Genomic DNA, 16,398 nt, shown 5'->3' with positions numbered 1-16,398 from the left:
GGGGAACGGCCCGTGATCGTGGCGGCACGCCGTGAAGAGCCCTCAGAGATAGACTTTGCGGGCGTAAACGGCGTGCGCCCCGGCGACGCGATCGAGGAACAACAACCCCGCGCAATGGTCGATCTCGTGCTGCACAGCCCGGGCCTCGAACGCATCGGTGACGATCTCGACCTCCTCGGTACCGCCCGGCTCGTATCCCGCCACCACGAGCCGGTTGGCCCGCTTCACGTCGCCGGTGAGATCGGGCACCGACATGCAGCCCTCGCGCCCCTTCTGCCACTGCGAGGCCTCCACGATCCGCGCGTTGCACAGCACGAACGCGCCGTGCAATGTGCGCGTCTTCGGGTGGCCGGTGACGTCCACGGCGAAGACCTGCGCGCTCACGCCGATCTGCGGCGCGGCCAGCCCGACGCAGCCGGGCGACACCCGCATGGTCGCCACCAGGTCCTCGGCGAGCTGCAGGATCTCCGGTGCGGTCGGGTCGACCGGTTCGGTGGGGTTGCCCAGGACCGCGGCGGGCGCCCGCAACACCGACAGGACGACCCCCGTCACAGCAGATCCGCGTCGGCCGGGCGCAACGTCACCTCGACGCCGAGGTGCTGCGCGGCCGAGCTCAGGGCAACCTCCAGCGCGGCCGGGTCGGCGGCGTCGACCTCGGCGACGACCACGTACAGCGCGCCGGACAGCCGCGTGGTGAGGTCGGTGATGTTGCCGCCGGCCTCGGCGACGGTGCGGGCGAGCGTGGCCACGATGCCGAGCTGGTCCGCGCCGTGCAGCGTGATGATGTGGTGGCTGCCGGTCGGCTCGTGCACCGGCTCCTCCATGACCCCGCGCACCGTCACGAGCAGGGTGCGGTCGGCGGTCAGCGGCTCCAGCGCCGCCTCGATCTCCTCGGCGACCGGCGGGCCGGAGCACACCAGCGTCATCGCGAAGTGGCCGCGCAGCCTGGTCATGGTCGAGTCGGTGACGTTGAGGCCCAGCCGGGCGAGGATCTCGGCGACGTCGGCGATGATGCCGGGCCGGTCGTGGCCGATGACCGTGACAGCGTACTCGTTCACCGTCCTATCCTTGCGTATCGCTTCGAACCGGAACACACAGACCGCCATCGCATCCACCGTCACGCGTTGGTACGACGAAAATGCCCGCGACCTGGCCTGGCGCCGCCCCGGCGCCTCACCGTGGGGCGTGCTCGTCTCCGAGGTCATGCTCCAGCAGACCCAGGTGTCACGGGTCGAGCCCGCATGGCAGCGGTGGATGGAGCGCTGGCCTACGCCGGCGCACCTGGCCGCCGACCCGCCCGGCGAGGCGATCCGCGCCTGGGACCGGCTCGGCTACCCGCGCCGCGCCCTGCGCCTGCACGCGTGCGCCACCGCGATCGTCGAACGGCACGACGGCGAGGTCCCCGAGGACGTGGAGGCGCTGCTGGCGCTGCCCGGCATCGGCACCTACACGGCCCGCGCCGTCGCAGCGTTCGCGTTTCGCCGCCGCCACCCCGTCGTGGACACCAACGTGCGCCGGGTCGTCGCGCGCGCCGTCGCCGGGACGGCCGACGGCGGCGCCGCCACCACCCCGGCCGACCTACGGGCCGTCGAGGCCCTGTTGCCGGAGGACGACGAGGCGGCGGCCCGCGCCTCGGTGGCCTTCATGGAACTCGGCGCCGTCGTCTGCACGGCCCGGGCACCCCGGTGCGACGCGTGCCCCCTGACCGCCGTCTGCGCGTGGCGCCTGGCCGGGTCACCGCCGCCGGACGGCCCCGCTCGACGCTCGCAGCGCTACCACGGGACCGACCGATACGTCCGCGGCCTGCTCATGGCCGTGCTGCGGGCCAGCGACGACCCGGTCCCTGCGCCGCGCCTCGACGCCGTCTGGCCGGACGCGGAGCAGCGGCGCCGGGCGCTCGACGGCCTGCTCACCGACGGCCTGGTGAAGCAGTACAAGGAGACGTTCACCCTGCCCGGTTAGGTTGCCGCACGGACGGGTGGTGTTATTCATCGGGACGCATACCCAGATCGGGTACTCAAATCGCGGTTCGTTCTCGCTACGCTCACTTTCGTGCTTGTTTCCGCCAGAAGTCGCCGGATCCTGGCGATGATCGGCGCGTGCGTCGCGCTGAGCGTCGCGGTCGCCGCTTGCGACGACAAAGTCTCCAGCCGGGGCTCGTCGAACGGCGCCGCCCCGGCGGTCTCGGCCCACGCTGGCCCCTCCCCGTCCGCCGACGGCGACGACCCGGACGAGCCGGATGACGCCGGCGATCCCGGCCGCTCCCGGTCGCCGCAGCCGTCTCGCAGCGGCTCCCCGGCGGCCAAGCCCACGCCGTCCAAGTCCGGCACCTCCGCGCCGCCGCCCGGCAACGCCTACGCGGACCGCCTGCCCAAGTTCGGTAAGCCGCCGGTGCCGCACCGGATCAACCTCCCCGAGGGCGACGGCGTCCCGTACTACGCCCGCATCCCGACCGACCAGCCGGTGGCGTTCCTCACCATCGACGACGGCTGGGTCAAGCGCCCCGAGGCCCTCGAGCTGCTGCGGGAGTCCGGCGTGAAGGTGACGCTGTTCCTCACCATCAACGCCATCAAGGACGATCCGGGGTATTTCAAGCAGCTGCGCGATGCCGGCGCCGGCATCGAGGCCCACACCCTCACGCACCCCCAGCTCAAGGGCAAGCCGTATGCCTTCCAGAAGCGCGAGATCTGCGGCTCGGCGGACCAGCTCGGCACCCTGTACGGCAAGCGCCCGACCCTGTTCCGCCCGCCCTTCGGCGAGAAGGACGCGACCACGCTGAAGGTCGCGCGCGACTGCGGCCTGCAGGCGGGGTTCTTCTGGAAGGAGACCGTCGACAAGGGCACCGTGCGCTACCAGGAGGGTCACACCATCCAGAAGGGCGACATCATCCTGATGCACTTCCGCGACCGCTTCGTCGACGACTTCATCGCCGCGCTCCAGGCGATCTCCGCCGCCGGCCTGACCCCGGCACTGCTGGCCGACTACATGCCGGCCGCGTAGCACCGCCGCTACATGGCGGCCGCGTAGGCCGCCCGCAATGCCGCGACCTCGACCGCCGGCATCGGCAGCTCGCTCGCGATCGCCGCCCGCCACCCGTCCGGCACCGCGAACCACCCCGGCCGGCGCGCCAGCTCCTGCACGAACGGCGGCACCGCCCAGAGGTCCTCGGTGATGTCGAGCTGATCGGCGAGCCGCGCGTCCAGCACGGGCAGCCGCGTGAGCCGCCGCACAACTTCCCGGTCGCCGCCGTCGAGCCCGGCGAGCACGGCCGGCACGAGATACTCGGCGAGTCCCCGCTCGACCCGGGCAAGCGTCCGCAGCCACTGCCGCCGCTCCGCGTCCGGACGCTGCGCCAGCCACGCCCCCGCCAGCGCGACCAGCCCCGGCCATCCGTTGGTCAGCAGATGGAGATCGGGCGCGAGCGCGTCGGCCGCCTCGGCGTCCCCGAACGCCCCCGCCAGCACCTGGTACGTCTCGTCCTCGGCGAACACCAGTTCCCGCGCCGAGATCCGCTCGACCCCATCGATCCCCGGCTCCTCCTCGGCGGCCACGACGACCCCGCGCCGCCCGGTCAGCCACTCCAGCCCGAGCCCGTCCGCCGCGGTGACCCCGTCGACGGCGAGCGCCCCGCCCGTTTTCCATTCGGCCGGACTCGCCTCGCCGAACTCCCATTCGCCCAAGCTGCCGTCGGCGAGGTCGACCATCGCCCCGCCCCGGGCGGCCACCCAGGCGTCCAGCAGGGTGCTCTTCCCGGCACCCGCCCCGCCCACGACGACGACCATGCCGTCCGCGGCGTCGAGCCGGCCCATCAGCGCGGGCCGCAGGATCGGCCGCGCACCCGACCGTCGCCCGAATCGTCCGGACCCGAACGAGGGGCGCTCCTTACTCACCCGGGCAAGATACCCACCACTCACTCGGCAAACGCAACCCCGCGTCCCCTCAACCCCTCCCTCGCCACACCGCACGAGCGAGGCGACGAGCACAACACGACACGAAATAGGCCCCCGTCCCGATGCGGGACGAGGGCCTGTCGGGAGCCGCGCGGCGGGAGTGACCCGCCGCGCGGACCGTCAGTCGTTACGCGGCCGGCTCGTCGGCGGAGCCGCCGCCAGCCAGCTCGGCCGGGACCGCGTCGGGCACCGCGCCCGGGCGGTCGGCGCCGTCGAAGACCAGCTTGGCCTTCTCGAACTGGGCCGGGTCGCCCTCGCAGTCGATGACCACGATCTGGCCCGGGCGCAGCTCGTTGAACAGAATGCGCTCGGACAGGGCGTCCTCGATCTCGCGCTGGATCGTGCGGCGCAGCGGCCGCGCGCCCAGCACCGGGTCGTAGCCCTTGTTGGCCAGGAACTTCTTGGCGTTGTCCGTCAGCTCCAGGCCCATGTCCTTGTTGCGGAGCTGGGTCTCGATCCGGGCGATCATCAGGTCGACGATGCCGAGGATCTGGTCCTGCATGAGCTGGTGGAAGACGATCGTGTCATCGATACGGTTGAGGAACTCCGGGCGGAAGTGCTGCTTCAGCTCGTCGTTGACCTTCTGCTTCATCCGCTCGTAGTTGGACTCGGTGTCCTCCGACGCCTGGAAGCCCAGGGACACGGCCTTGGCCACGTCGCGGGTGCCCAGGTTGGTGGTCAGGATGATCACCGTGTTCTTGAAGTCCACGATGCGACCCTGACCGTCGGTGAGCCGACCGTCCTCGAGGATCTGCAGCAGGGTGTTGAACACGTCCGGGTGGGCCTTCTCGATCTCGTCGAAGAGGACCACCGAGAACGGCCGGCGGCGAACCTTCTCGGTCAGCTGGCCACCCTCGTCGTAGCCGACGTAACCGGGAGGCGCGCCGACGAGGCGAGACACCGTGTACCGATCGTGGAACTCGGACATGTCGAGCTGGATGAGCGCGTCCTCGGACCCGAACAGGAACTCGGCGAGCGCCTTGGACAGCTCCGTCTTCCCGACGCCGGACGGGCCGGCGAAGATGAACGAGCCGGACGGGCGCTTCGGGTCCTTCAGGCCGGCCCGGGTGCGCCGGATCGCCTTCGAGACCGCCTTGACCGCGTCCTCCTGGCCGACGAGGCGCTTGTGCAGCTCGTCCTCCATGCGCAGGAGGCGGGCCGTCTCCTCCTCGGTCAGCTTGTACACCGGGATGCCGGTCCAGTTGGCCAGGACCTCGGCGATCTGCTCGTCGTCGACCTCGGAGACGACGTCGAGGTCGCCGGCCTTCCACTCCTTCTCGCGCTGCGCCTTCTGGCCGAGCAGCTGCTTCTCCTTGTCCCGCAGCTGCGCGGCGCGCTCGAAGTCCTGCGCGTCGATCGCGGACTCCTTGTCACGGCGCACCTGAGCGATGCGCTCGTCGAAGTCGCGCAGGTCCGGCGGAGCGGTCATCCGGCGGATGCGCATCCGCGCGCCGGCCTCGTCGATCAGGTCGATCGCCTTGTCCGGCAGGAACCGGTCGGAGATGTAGCGGTCGGCGAGGGTCGCCGCGGCCACCAGGGCGGCGTCGGTGATCGTCACCCGGTGGTGCGCCTCATAGCGGTCCCGCAGGCCCTTGAGGATCTCGATGGTGTGCGCCAGCGACGGCTCACCCACCTGGATCGGCTGGAAGCGCCGCTCCAGCGCCGCGTCCTTCTCGAGGTGCTTGCGGTATTCGTCCAGCGTGGTCGCGCCGATGGTCTGCAGCTCGCCACGGGCCAGCATCGGCTTGAGGATGCTCGCCGCGTCGATCGCGCCCTCCGCGGCACCCGCACCGACGAGCGTGTGGATCTCGTCGATGAACAGGATGATGTCGCCGCGGGTGCGGATCTCCTTGAGGACCTTCTTCAGCCGCTCCTCGAAGTCGCCGCGATAGCGGGAGCCGGCGACCAGCGCGCCCAGGTCCAGCGTGTAGAGCTGCTTGTCCTTGAGCGTCTCGGGCACCTCGCCCTTGATGATCCGCTGGGACAGCCCCTCGACCACCGCGGTCTTGCCCACGCCGGGCTCGCCGATGAGGACCGGGTTGTTCTTGGTGCGGCGGGACAGCACCTGCATGACCCGCTCGATTTCCTTCTCCCGGCCGATGACCGGGTCGAGCTTGCCCTCGCGCGCCGCCTGGGTGAGGTTTCGACCGAACTGGTCGAGCACCAGGCTCGTCGACGGGGCAGCCTCGCCGGGGGCACCGGTGCCGGCCGCGGCCGGCTCCTTGCCCTGGTAGCCGGAGAGCAGCTGGATGACCTGCTGACGGACCCGGTTGAGGTCGGCACCCAGCTTGACCAGCACCTGGGCGGCGACGCCCTCACCCTCCCGGATCAGGCCGAGCAGGATGTGTTCGGTGCCGATGTAGTTGTGCCCGAGCTGCAGGGCCTCCCGCAACGACAGCTCCAGCACCTTCTTGGCGCGTGGCGTGAACGGAATGTGTCCGCTCGGCGCCTGCTGGCCCTGGCCGATGATCTCCTCGACCTGCTGGCGGACACCCTCCAGCGAAATGCCGAGGCTCTCGAGCGCCTTGGCCGCCACGCCCTCACCCTCGTGGATGAGGCCGAGCAGGATGTGCTCGGTGCCGATGTAGTTGTGGTTGAGCATCCGGGCTTCTTCCTGCGCCAGGACGACAACCCTTCGTGCTCGGTCGGTGAACCGCTCGAACATCCCTGCTCCTCACGTGCCGTGTCCGTCGCCGCCGCTCCTCCGCGGGACCCCGTCGAGCGGGGGTCGCCACGCCGAAGCTCTGTCGGACGCCAACGTGACCGTGCCATCACTCTATCGCCGCGGGCCGACACATTGCGGGGTGTGCGACGTCGCCGCACCCCGCATTCGGGCGCCGGGACCCACGATCTTTGGTTGCCTACCCTCCGGGAACCGCGTGTACCCGGTGCTTCTGCCCAACGTTCGCATCTCCTGGGCTGTTCCAGCACTCCGGCCGGTACGCCAAGAGCGAAATCGGGCCCCAAATGCCGGACACCCACCGTAACTGAACCGTTACGATGGGTGTCTGAACGCGCTGAAATCGAACAGCTTAGCCTAAACGTCTACTCAGCAGACCGTTCGGACGAAACGGTCAACGGGGGCTATCGGCCCGCTTCGGCGTTAAAACGGTCCACGATTTCCTGCTTGATGCGACCCCGGTCGGACACCTTGATGCCCTTGTTCTGAGCCCATTCCCGAATCGCCTTGTTCTGCTCGCGATCCGCGGCGGCACCACCCCGGCCGCGCGCGCTGGCCGCGCGCCCGCCGACGACGACGCCACCCCGGCCCACCTTGGTCCCGGCGGTCAGGAACGGTCCGAACGCATCGCGCAGCTTCGTTGCGTTTTTCTTGGATAGGTCGATCTCGTACTGCACGCCGTCGAGCGCGAACTTCACCGTCTCGTCGGCCTCTCCGCCGTCGAGGTCGTCGACCAGCACGTGGATGGTCCGCTTGGCCACTGTCGTATTCCTTTCGAGGAAGCCCGCCCCCCGCGATGTGCGAATGCAAAGATAACGCAGTATGGCCGCGCCCCGTCAACGCTACGCCGAAACTACCCCGTCCGCACCAGAAGAAAACGGATCGTTTCCGGCGCGCGAAGGCGATCGATTCCGCGCCCCGCCACCGCCGGCCACCGGCACGAACACGGAATGCCACCCGGCTGGCGCAATGCGCAAGTCGGCGCCGATCCCGATGCCCGCCTCGATGCCACCCGGCAGGTCAGCGCGTCAGAAATAGCCCGCAAGCAATACGTTCGTGCAGATCCGTGTCGACCACATTGCTATGCGTGACGAAGTGCGCTGTCATCCAGCAACCGCAACACGCGCCGGGGAAAATTCGGCTCGCGCGTACGGTTGGGCCGTGGACTTCGCGAAACACGCGTCCTCGTTCGGCGCGGCCGCCGCCCTGTACGACCGAATCCGTCCGCGCTATCCGGAGGCGGCGCTGCGCTGGGCGCTCGGCGACCGGCCGCGCGCCATCGTCGACCTGGGCGCCGGCACCGGCATCCTGACCCGCCAGCTGGCCGAACTGGGCCACCGCGTCATCGCGGTCGAGCCGGACGACGAAATGCGCCGGCAGATCGGCGGCGATGCCCGGCCCGGCGGCGCCACCGCAATTCCGGTCGGCGATACCACACAGGACGCCGTCACCGCCGGGCAGGCATATCACTGGTTCGCCGGCGAGCCCGCCCACGCCGAGATCGCCCGCGTGCTGCGCCCCGGCGGCTTCTTCGTGCCGATCTGGAACGTGCGCGACGAGTCGGTGCCGTGGGTGGCCGAGCTGTCCGAGGTGTTCGACGGCCACCGGGCCCGCTCGGTCATCGACGAGCGCCATCTGGCCCCGGACCAGTTCGGACCCCTATTCGCCGCCGTGGAGCTGCGCCTTTTCCACTGGAGCACGACGCACACGGCCGATTCCCTCGTCGAGCTGATCCGGTCCCGCTCCTTTTACCTCGTCTCCGACGACGACACCCGTGCCGCGCTCGAGCGGCAGGTCCGCCAACTGGCCTCGCGCACATTCGGCGAACGGGAACACTTCGACCTGCCCTATGTCACATACGCGTACCGCGCCGCGAAGGTCTAGGTGTTGCGCTCGAATATCAGGCGCAGACCGATCAGCGTGAGCATCGGCTCGTGATGCGTCACACTCTGGCACTCCCCGATCACGATCGACGCCAGCCCGCCGGTGGCGACGACCGCCTTGACGTTGCCGCCGAGCTCCGCGGTCACCCCGCGCACCACTCCGTCGACCTGGCCCGCGAAGCCGTACACCACGCCGGACTGCAGGCACTCGACCGTGTTCTTGCCGATCACCCGCGGTGGCTTGACCAGCTCGACCTTGCGCAGCTGCGCGGCGCGTCCGGCCAGCGCGTCGACGGAGATCTCGATGCCCGGGGCGAGGACCCCGCCCAGGAACTCGCCCCGCGCCGACACCACGTCGAAGTTGGTCGAGGTGCCGAAGTCCACGACGATCGAGGGGCCGCCGTAGAGGGTGTACGCGGCCAGGGTGTTCGCCACCCGGTCGGTGCCGACCTCTTTCGGGTTGTCGATGGCGAGCTGTACCCCGGTGCGCACGCCGGGTTCCACAATCACGGTGGGCACGTTCCCGTAGTACCGCTGCAGCATCGTGCGCAGCGAGCGCAGCGCGGCGGGGACGGTGGAGCACGCCGCGATGCCGGTCAGGGACACGGCGTCGGTGGCCAGCAACCCCCGGTAGAGCAGGCCGAGCTCGTCCGCGGTCGCGCGGGCGTCGGTCTTGATCCGCCACGAGTGGACGATCTTCTCACCCTCGAACGTGGCGAGCACCGTGTTGGTGTTTCCGATGTCGATGCACAGCAGCACCCCGGAAGCCTAACCAACGACCGTTCAGTGACGATCACGTGCCAATGATCACGTGCCAGTGATCCTGAACGCCCCGACGCCGCTCGCCCCGCTGCCGGTGGCCACGTGCGTCACGACGGTCGATGCGGTCATCCGCGTCTCCACCCGGGAGCCGCGCCGGCGTATCGTGCCGCAGGATTGGCGGTACGACCGCATCGACCGATTCGTGACGACGGCCCTTCCGGCCCGCTAGAGTCCCATCACTCAGTGCAGCCGCAGGTCCATCGCGATGTCGAGGATCGGCGAGGAGTGGGTGAGGCCGCCGACCGACAGGTAGTCGACGCCGGCCGCCGCATACTCCGCGGCCATGTCCAGGGTCAGGTTGCCCGTCGCCTCCAGCTCCGCCCGCCCGCCGACCGCGCTGACCACCTCACGCAGCAGCTCCGGCCGCATGTTGTCCAGCAGCAGGAACGGCGCGCCGGCCGTCACCGCCTCGACGGCCTCGCCGACCGTGGTGACCTCCACCTGCACCGGCACGTCCGGGAATGCCTCGCGAACGCGTTCGTACGCGGCCGTGATCCCGCCCGCGGCCAGCTTGTGGTTGTCCTTGATCATGGCGACGTCGTAGAGCCCCATGCGCTTGTTGGTGCCGCCGCCCGCCCGGACCGCGTACTTCTCCAGGACCCGCAGGCCCGGCGTGGTCTTGCGGGTGTCGAGGACCAGCGCCTTGGTGCCCTCCAGCAGGTCCGCCCAGCGGCGGGTGTGGGTGGCGACGCCGGACAGGCGGCACAGCAGGTTGAGAGCGGAGCGCTCGGCGGTGAGCAGCGCCCGGGTTGGCCCACTCACCGTGGCCAGCACATCACCGCGGGCCACCCGCTCCCCGTCCCGCTTCTTCACTTCCGCGGCCGTACCGCCGGACACCGCCTCGAACACCGCCACCGCCACCCACAGGCCGGCCACCACGCCGTCGGCCCGGGCCACGATGTCGGCCTCGTCGGTCTGGTCCTCCGGAACGGTCGCCACGCTCGTCACGTCCAGGCCCTCGGGCCCGAGATCCTCGGCCAGGGTGCGCCGGACGATCTCATCCACGGCTGCGGGGTCGAGCCCCACCTTGCGAAGCTCGGCCTCGGTCTGGATCCTCACTGCGTCTTCACGCGTCCTCCCAGGTCTCGGTCAGCGCGCCGGCGTCGTCAAGGGCGGCGAGGAAATGGCCCCGGTAGACGTCGCTGGCATCGGGAAAGTCCTCCCGCCAGTGGCAGCCCCGGGTCTCCTGCCGCTGCGTTGCGGCGGCGACCAGGGCACTGGCGACAGTGAGCAGGTTGGTGGCCTCCCAGGCGGCCACGTTCGGGGTCGCGCGGTCCATCGACAGCTTCGCGAGCGCCTGCTCGGCCTGGTCGAGCGACTCGGCGCTGCGCAGTACCGACGCGTGCGCCGACATCGCGGCCTGCAGCTGCGGCCGGATCGACGGGTCCGCGGACCAGGCGAAGCGCTCCGGGGTAGCCGGCTCCGCCTGCTGTGGCAGGTCGCGGGCGATGTCCTCGGCGATGCGCCGGGCGAAGACCAGCCCCTCCAGCAGCGAGTTGGACGCCAGCCGGTTCGCGCCGTGGACGCCGGTGCAGGCGACCTCGCCGCAGGCGTACAGACCCGGGATCGACGTCCGCCCGCGCAGGTCGGTCCGCACGCCGCCCGACGCGTAGTGCGCGGCCGGCGAAACCGGGATCAGGTCGGCGGCCGGGTCGACGCCCGCGGCGCGGCAGGATGCCACGATCGTCGGGAAGCGCGTCTCGAGGAACTCGCGGCCCAGGTGCCGCGCGTCCAGCCATACGTTGCCGGCGCCCTCGGCGCGCATGACCCGGTAGATGCCCTTGGCCACGACGTCGCGCGGCGCCAGCTCGGCGAGCTCGTGCCGGCCGACCATGAAGCGGTTGCCCTCGCCGTCGCGCAGATACGCGCCCTCGCCCCGAAGCGCCTCGCTCACCAGCGGCTGCTGGGAGTCGCGGTTGCCCAGGGCCAGCGCGGTCGGGTGGAACTGGACGAACTCGATGTCGGTGACCCTCGCCCCGGCCCGCAGCGCGAGCGCGACGCCGTCACCGGTCGACACGATCGGGTTGGTGGTGGCGGCGAAGATCTGCCCCATGCCCCCGGTGGCGAGCACGACCGCCCGCGCCATGACCGCGCCGACGCCGTCCGCGGCCCCCTCGCCCAGCACGTGCAGGGTCACCCCGCAGGCCCGCCCGTCGGCGTCGGTCAGCAGGTCCAGCACGAGCGCGTGTTCGATGAGGCGGATCCACGGGTCGCGGTGCACGGCGGCGTGCAGCGCCCGCTGCACCTCGGCCCCGGTCGCGTCGCCGCCCGCGTGGATGATGCGGTTGGCGTGGTGCCCGCCCTCGCGCGTCAGCATGAGCGAGCCGTCGGTGTTGCGGTCGAACTCGGCACCCCAGCGGATCAGCTCGCGCACCCGGGTCGGCCCCTCGCGCACGAGCACGTCCACGGCCGCCGGGTCGCAGAGCCCGACCCCGGCGACGAGCGTGTCCTGCGCGTGCGCCTCGGGCGTGTCGAGCGGATCGAGCACGGCGGCGATCCCGCCCTGCGCCCAGCGCGTCGACCCGTCATCGATGTTGACCTTGGTGACGACGGTGACGTGCAGCCCGGCCTCGCGGAGATGGAGCGCGGCGGTCAGCCCCGCCACCCCGGACCCGATGACGACGACGTCGGTCGGCTCGGCCCACCCGGGCTGTGGCCCGGCCAGCTGGCGCGGCACGATCGGCCCGTTCACGCCTAGAGTCATCCCTACAGTCAACATCACTCATACGGATGTCGGGTGGTGATGCTCGTCGCCATCCCGTATGCCTCACGCACGTGTCAGCCCAACGGGAGCGGGGCCGAGCCGATGCCGCGCACCGTGGCCTTCAGGGGCTTGAGACTCGTCAGGTAGCACGCGAACACCTGGTCGCTGCCCAGCCAGTCCGACGCCGTCTTCGGCCCGACCGAACCCGGCGCCAGGTCGTCGCGCGAACCGTTCTCCGGCAGGCCCAGGTACTTGAGACCGACCGTCGTGCATCCCTTCGCCGTCGCCGACTTCACGGCCGCCTCGTCGAACGGGGCCTCCGGCGGGGCGATCGTGTAGACGCCCGAGTACTCACCGTCGTGGGTTTCGGCGCACCCGACGTACCGAAGCAGATCTCCGCTCTGTTTCACACAGGCGATCGCGAGCGGCGAATCCTGCGCGAGCGCCCCCTTGAGCGTCCCCTCGCGGGCGGCGAACTGATCGCCGGTCGGGCCGGTCACCTCGGCCACGCCACAGCCGAAGAACCCGTCGGTCGCGGGCTTGATCCACGACGCCACAATCTGCACCCTTGCCTCGTGCCAGCCGCCGGCGAGGAAGAGCGGGCCCTGCACCAGGCAGGTGCGGCGAGCCTGGGCGTAGAGCAGCGCCTGGGTGATCCGGACGCCGTCGCCCTTTGCGTCGTCGAGGCGGTGCAGCAGGTCCTTGCCGACCTGTCCGATGTGGAACAGCTCGACGGTGTGCGCACCGGCGCAGTCGACCGGGTCGCCGGCCCACGGCAGCGCCGCCTTGGCCCCGTTGGCGTCGACCTTGTAGCAGGTCCCGGCCGTCGGTGCACCCGCCGGCGGGGTGCTCGGGATGTGCCGGCCCTGTCCGCGCTCGTACATCCAGTACACGCCGCCGCCGAGCAGCGCCACGACCACGACGATGAAGACCACCCGCTTCATGAGCAGCAGTCTGCGTTACCCGTCGGTAACTGTCCAGTCGCACTCAGACCGACCCGCCGGCCGCGCGCAGGACGGCCCTAAATCGTGCCGGTGCCGATGTTCTTGATGGAGCGCGACACCATCTTCTTGTCGAACAGCATCGCGTAGCAGCGCGCCGAGCGGTTGCCCCGCTTCCAGCTCTCCTCGTCGACCATCCAGAAGCCGATGCCGACCTGCTGGTGGCTGGTGAGCTGGGAGGTGGTCACCCCCAGATACTTCGCCCCCAGCGCCTCGCAGCCCGGGCGGATCGCGCTCTTGCGCTCGTCGGCGTTGCTCGGGAACGGGCGGTCCGTCGACGTGTACGTCCCGACATACTCCATGTTGTGCGAGTTCGTGCACGCCGTCGGCGTGTAGTCCAGCCACGTCTTGCCGTCGGTGTCGTAGACCTCGATCGCGCAGGTCAGCGCGAGCGGCTTGTCCCCCGTCAGCGCACCCTTGAGGCTGCCGGTGCGGTTGACCGGCTTGTCGCCGTCGCTGACCACCTCGGCCAGGTCACACCGCAGGTAGCGGGCGCCGCTGGCCCACTGCGTCGAGGACGGGACCAGGACCAGTAGCTCGAGCCGGCCGTCGTGGTAGTCGCCGCCGAGGAACTGCTCCGCCTCGGTCGCACACTTGGTCCAGCCGTCCTTGAGCGCCTCGCCCTTCGGCGGGGTGGTGCCGCTGGCCGCGCTGCCGGTGAGGTCGCCGACGTAGAAGGTCTCGCTCGCGTGCGAGACCGAGCACGAGTCGACCGGCTTGAAGGAGAACAGCGTGGTGGTGTCGGTCGCGAAGTAGTCGACGGAGGTGGTGTAGCAGGCGTTGACCGGCGGCGAGGGCACCTTCGGCGTGGCGAGCATCTGCCAGTCGTTGATGAGGTCCTTGTCCGTGCCGGCGGGCGTGCCGCAGCCGGCCAGCAGGGCCAGGGCGATCGCCGGCACCAGTGCCGAGATCAGCTTGCGCGCCATCCTCGTCTGTCCTCCCCAGGCTCGGCAGTGCCGTCTCCTGTCCAGGCGCCGGCCGGACAGGAGCCGGACCGGGCGCAGGCAGTCTGCCCAACCATAGACGGGATTGGCAACACGGCGATAAGGGGCCACGAAGCCAAAGAAGACGACGAACCCCAGCGAAAGCGACGAACTCTCAGCCCCGAACGAGGTCGCCCCGGAGGGGAGAACCCACCATGCCGGGCACCGCGCCGGCCGCGTCGTGGTCGAGCGAGATCACGCGATTGCCGGCGTCGACGTGCACGACGCGGGGCTGGTAAGCGCGGGCGGCGGCGTCGTCGAGCTGGGCGTACGAGATCAGGATGACCAGGTCGCCCGGGTGCACCAGGTGGGCGGCGGCGCCGTTGATGCCGATGACGCCGGAGCCGCGCGGCCCGGCGATCACATACGTCTCCAGCCGCGCCCCGTTGGTGACGTCGACGATCGCGACCTGTTCGCCGGCGAGCAGGTCGGCGGCGTCCATGAGGTCCTCGTCGACGGTCACGGACCCGACATAGTGCAGGTCGGCCTGGGTCACCGTGGCCCGGTGGATCTTCGACTTGAGCATCGTGCGGATCACGGCAGGTCCACTCCAAGGTTGTCGATCAGTCGCGTGCCGCCCACCCAGGCGGCGGTCAGGAGCCGGGCCGGGCCGTGCTGCGGCGCGGGCCCGAGCATCGGGTCGGTGAGCACCAGGTAGTCGAGCTTGACCTCGGGCACCTTGGCGAACTCGGCCAGGCCCGCCTCGACGTCCCCCGCGGCCGCGGCCGCCCGCAGCGCGCGGTGCAGGACCAGCGCCGCCTCCCGCTCAGCCGGGGCCAGGTAGCGGTTGCGGCTGCTCAGGGCCAGGCCGTCGGGCTCGCGCACGGTCGGCACGCCGCGCACGTCGATCGGCAGGTCGAAGTCGCGGACCATCGCCCGGATCAGGCCGAGCTGCTGGTAGTCCTTTTCGCCGAAGTACGCCTGGTCGGGCCGCGTCAGCTGGAACAGCTTGTTGACCACGGTGAGCACCCCGTGGAAGAAACCGGGCCGGCTGGCGCCCTCCAGCACGACACCGAGCGGGCCGGGGTCGACGCGCACGGCGGGATCGCCGGACGGGTACACGACCTCGCGCGACGGGGCGAAGACCAGGTCCACGCCGCAGTCGCGGGCCATCTCGAGGTCGGCCTCCAGCGTGCGCGGATAGCGGTCGAGGTCCTCGGTGGGGCCGAACTGCAGCGGGTTGACGAAGATGGTGAGCAGGACCGAGCCGGCCTCCGCGCGGGCCTGGCGCAGCAGGGCCTCGTGCCCGGAGTGCAGCGCGCCCATGGTCATCACCACGGCGACGCCGCCGGTCAGCGCGGCGCGCCCCTCCCGCAGCTCCGGACGAGTGGAGACGACCTTCACGCGGCACGCTCCTTGGCCGCGTCGCGCAGGACGTCCAGCATCGGCTCGGCGTCGATCGGGCGCAGCCGGCCGGCGGCGATGACCCGGTCGGCGGTTCTCCGGGCCAGCGCCAGATACGGAGGTACGGACCCGGGCGCGACGGCGTCGAGTGCTCGCAGGTGCTTGGCCACGGTGCCGGCGTCGCCGCGGGAGACCGGGCCGGTGATGGCGGCGTCGCCGAGGCGCAGCGTGTTGTCGAGCGCGGCGCCCAGCAGGGGCGCCAGGACCCGCTCGGGCTCCTGCACGCCGGCGTCGCGCAGCCGGTCCATCGCCTCGCTGACGAGGGTGGCCAGGTGGTTGGCGCCGTGTGCGAGCGCGGCGTGATACAGCGGCCGCCGCTCCTCGGCGATCCACTCGACGACGCCGTGCAGGTCGGCGACCAGCGACTCGGCCGTGGCCCGCAGGTCGTCGGGGGCGGTCACGCCGAAGGAGATGCCAGCCGCGAGCCGGTCGAGGTCGGCCTCGGTGCCGGTGAACGTCATGGCCGGGTGCAGCGCCAGCGGACGGGCGCCGGCGGCGGCGACCGGGTCGAGCACCGCCAGGCCGTGCGCGCCGGAGGTGTGCGCGACGATCTGGCCGGCCCCCCTCCGGCGCAGCGCGCCGGTCTCGGCCAGGCCCTTGACCAGGCCGGCGAGGACGTCGTCGGGGACCGCCAGCAGCACGAGGTCCGCGGCGGCGGCGACCTCGTCGGCGGGCAGGAGGCGCGCGTGCGGCAGCAGGCGCTCGGCGCGGGACTTGGAGGCGGCGGAGACGCCCGCCGCGGCGATCACGTTGTGCCCGGCTCGCTCGAGCGCGGCGCCAAGCACCGCGCCTACTCGACCGGCACCGATGATGCCGATATTTTGCCTGTTCACAGCGCTGTTCATCCGAAAGATCCAGTCCTCTTCAACGGGGTACCGGTCGATCAGAAGTATGCGCCGCGGCGGGGAAAAGCGGACAGGCGATGTGGGATTGTCAACAGCGCGCCTTGCCCGCCTCACCCCGCGAAACAG

17 protein-coding genes are annotated in these 16,398 nt (G+C 71.0%); 4 read left to right on the top strand and 13 right to left on the bottom strand.

Going from position 1 to position 16,398, the window contains the following annotated elements; genetic code table 11:
- Nucleotides 1–42: 42 nt before the first annotated feature.
- Together ABT297_RS08780 and ABT297_RS08775 are read right to left on the bottom strand one after the other, a co-directional pair.
- A complete protein-coding gene (locus tag ABT297_RS08780) occupies nt 43–552 on the bottom strand; it encodes a peptide deformylase (RefSeq protein WP_502885537.1) in 510 nt (169 codons plus the stop codon).
- Nucleotides 549–1,058: a glycine cleavage system transcriptional repressor gene (locus ABT297_RS08775; RefSeq protein WP_350546345.1), complete on the bottom strand. Its 510-nt coding sequence runs from the start codon at nt 1,056–1,058 to the stop codon at nt 549–551. Before ABT297_RS08775 ends, ABT297_RS08780 begins: the two co-directional genes overlap by 4 nt.
- 16 nt (nt 1,059–1,074) lie before the next feature.
- Here ABT297_RS08775 and ABT297_RS08770 point away from each other — a divergent pair, with 16 nt between their 5' ends.
- Together ABT297_RS08770 and ABT297_RS08765 are read left to right on the top strand one after the other, a co-directional pair.
- Nucleotides 1,075–1,962, top strand: coding sequence for an HhH-GPD family protein (locus tag ABT297_RS08770; RefSeq protein ID WP_350546425.1), 888 nt, complete (start codon nt 1,075–1,077; stop codon nt 1,960–1,962).
- 126 nt (nt 1,963–2,088) lie between these two features.
- Nucleotides 2,089–3,000, top strand: coding sequence for a polysaccharide deacetylase family protein (locus ABT297_RS08765; protein ID WP_350546343.1), 912 nt, complete (start codon nt 2,089–2,091; stop codon nt 2,998–3,000).
- A gap of 8 nt (nt 3,001–3,008) precedes the next feature.
- On the opposite strand, the gene ABT297_RS08760 is transcribed toward ABT297_RS08765, so the two are convergent.
- From ABT297_RS08760 to ABT297_RS08750, 3 genes are all read right to left on the bottom strand, one after another.
- Nucleotides 3,009–3,890: a hypothetical protein gene (locus tag ABT297_RS08760; RefSeq protein WP_350546340.1), complete on the bottom strand. Its 882-nt coding sequence runs from the start codon at nt 3,888–3,890 to the stop codon at nt 3,009–3,011.
- 187 nt (nt 3,891–4,077) lie between these two features.
- The gene (locus ABT297_RS08755) at nt 4,078–6,615 is read right to left on the bottom strand and encodes an ATP-dependent Clp protease ATP-binding subunit (protein ID WP_350546337.1); all 2,538 of its coding nucleotides are present in this window, start codon (nt 6,613–6,615) and stop codon (nt 4,078–4,080) included.
- 419 nt (nt 6,616–7,034) lie between these two features.
- The gene (locus tag ABT297_RS08750; RefSeq protein ID WP_350546334.1) at nt 7,035–7,391 is read right to left on the bottom strand and encodes a histone-like nucleoid-structuring protein Lsr2; all 357 of its coding nucleotides are present in this window, start codon (nt 7,389–7,391) and stop codon (nt 7,035–7,037) included.
- 400 nt (nt 7,392–7,791) lie between these two features.
- Between ABT297_RS08750 and ABT297_RS08745 the strand changes: the two genes are divergently transcribed.
- A complete protein-coding gene (locus ABT297_RS08745; protein WP_350546331.1) occupies nt 7,792–8,514 on the top strand; it encodes a class I SAM-dependent methyltransferase in 723 nt (240 codons plus the stop codon).
- Here the strand turns inward: ABT297_RS08745 and ABT297_RS08740 are convergent.
- The gene (locus ABT297_RS08740; protein WP_350546328.1) at nt 8,511–9,272 is read right to left on the bottom strand and encodes a type III pantothenate kinase; all 762 of its coding nucleotides are present in this window, start codon (nt 9,270–9,272) and stop codon (nt 8,511–8,513) included. The genes ABT297_RS08745 and ABT297_RS08740 overlap by 4 nt on opposite strands.
- Nucleotides 9,273–9,324: 52 nt before the next feature.
- Between ABT297_RS08740 and ABT297_RS08735 the strand changes: the two genes are divergently transcribed.
- A complete protein-coding gene (locus ABT297_RS08735; protein WP_350546326.1) occupies nt 9,325–9,504 on the top strand; it encodes a hypothetical protein in 180 nt (59 codons plus the stop codon).
- Nucleotides 9,505–9,515: 11 nt separating this feature from the next.
- Here ABT297_RS08735 and nadC read toward each other — a convergent pair whose 3' ends face one another.
- From nadC to ABT297_RS08700, 7 genes are all read right to left on the bottom strand, one after another.
- Nucleotides 9,516–10,394, bottom strand: coding sequence for a carboxylating nicotinate-nucleotide diphosphorylase (gene nadC, locus ABT297_RS08730; RefSeq protein WP_350546323.1), 879 nt, complete (start codon nt 10,392–10,394; stop codon nt 9,516–9,518).
- A gap of 7 nt (nt 10,395–10,401) precedes the next feature.
- On the bottom strand, nt 10,402–12,039 hold the full coding sequence (locus tag ABT297_RS08725) for an L-aspartate oxidase (protein WP_350546321.1): 1,638 nt from the start codon (nt 12,037–12,039) through the stop codon (nt 10,402–10,404).
- Nucleotides 12,040–12,113: 74 nt separating this feature from the next.
- Entirely contained in the window at nt 12,114–12,983 is an 870-nt protein-coding gene (locus ABT297_RS08720) for a septum formation family protein (protein WP_350546319.1), read from the bottom strand.
- A 77-nt stretch (nt 12,984–13,060) separates the two neighbouring features.
- Nucleotides 13,061–13,966, bottom strand: coding sequence for a septum formation family protein (locus ABT297_RS08715; RefSeq protein WP_350546317.1), 906 nt, complete (start codon nt 13,964–13,966; stop codon nt 13,061–13,063).
- Nucleotides 13,967–14,138: 172 nt separating this feature from the next.
- Nucleotides 14,139–14,561 (bottom strand): aspartate 1-decarboxylase, encoded by a 423-nt coding sequence (gene panD, locus ABT297_RS08710; RefSeq protein WP_350546316.1) that lies wholly within the window; start codon nt 14,559–14,561, stop codon nt 14,139–14,141.
- Nucleotides 14,558–15,367 (bottom strand): pantoate--beta-alanine ligase, encoded by an 810-nt coding sequence (gene panC, locus ABT297_RS08705; protein WP_350546313.1) that lies wholly within the window; start codon nt 15,365–15,367, stop codon nt 14,558–14,560. Before panC ends, panD begins: the two co-directional genes overlap by 4 nt.
- Nucleotides 15,364–16,386: a Rossmann-like and DUF2520 domain-containing protein gene (locus ABT297_RS08700; RefSeq protein ID WP_502885536.1), complete on the bottom strand. Its 1,023-nt coding sequence runs from the start codon at nt 16,384–16,386 to the stop codon at nt 15,364–15,366. The genes panC and ABT297_RS08700 overlap by 4 nt, the downstream gene beginning before the upstream one ends.
- Nucleotides 16,387–16,398 lie beyond the last annotated feature (12 nt).

The sequence above is a fragment of the Dactylosporangium sp. NPDC000555 genome (assembly GCF_040300025.1).
Taxonomy (GTDB): Bacteria; Actinomycetota; Actinomycetes; order Mycobacteriales; family Micromonosporaceae; genus Dactylosporangium.
Note: the sequence above shows the minus strand (reverse complement) of the source record. Positions and strands in the feature narration are given on the sequence as shown.

Bases quoted from the DNA above. Each gene is read 5' to 3' on its own strand.
- ABT297_RS08755 (WP_350546337.1), bottom strand. From the start codon at position 6,615: ATGTTCGAGCGGTTCACCGACCGAGCACGAAGGGTTGTCGTCCTGGCG.
- ABT297_RS08765 (WP_350546343.1), top strand. From the start codon at position 2,089: ATGATCGGCGCGTGCGTCGCGCTGAGCGTCGCGGTCGCCGCTTGCGAC.
- ABT297_RS08715 (WP_350546317.1), bottom strand. From the start codon at position 13,966: ATGGCGCGCAAGCTGATCTCGGCACTGGTGCCGGCGATCGCCCTGGCC.
- ABT297_RS08725 (WP_350546321.1), bottom strand. From the start codon at position 12,039: ATGACTCTAGGCGTGAACGGGCCGATCGTGCCGCGCCAGCTGGCCGGG.
- ABT297_RS08720 (WP_350546319.1), bottom strand. From the start codon at position 12,983: ATGAAGCGGGTGGTCTTCATCGTCGTGGTCGTGGCGCTGCTCGGCGGC.